The sequence below is a fragment of the Vibrio sp. 2132-1 genome (assembly GCF_033344315.1).
In genome coordinates, this window is record NZ_JAWPON010000725.1 from 1 (window position 1) to 550 (window position 550).

1 protein-coding gene is annotated in these 550 nt (G+C 49.5%); it reads left to right on the forward strand.

Annotated elements, in window-relative coordinates:
* Positions 1-550 (forward strand): arylamine N-acetyltransferase (locus tag R8N47_RS27615; protein WP_318186414.1); only part of this gene is annotated, 550 nt, incomplete at both ends.

The window sequence follows — 550 nt, forward strand, 5'->3', positions numbered from 1 at the left end:
CTATTTAACCAAGCTCGGTTTGCTGAGGGAGTTACCCGCCGATTTGGAGTCATTGCACAAGATTCACGTAGCGCAGCACCGTTGCCTGCCGTTTGAGAACTTTGATATTTCGTTGCAGCGTGGCATCTCTGTTGAGATTGAAGACATCATTCAAAAAACCGTGTATCACTCCCGTGGTGGCTACTGCTTTGAACTGAATGGCTTAATGCTCGATGTGCTCAAGACCCTCGGGTTTGAAGCGCGCAGCTTACTTGGGCGTGTTCACGTGATGGGGACGCCGACAGGTCGCAGCCATCAAATCACGTTGGTGACGCTGGATGAACAAGCATGGATTGTCGATGTAGGCTTTGGCTCCAATACGCCGCGCGCGCCATTGCCGTTTATCCTCAACCAAGTGATTCAGACGGATTTACAAACCTTCCGCTTTGTTGAAGATGCCCAGTTTGGTTACTTCCTTCAAGTGTTGTCAACGGATGGAACGGACACATGGAACAACCTTTATAGCTTCGATTTAGAGTTTGTGTTTGCGGGTGATATCGCGTGTGGAGAT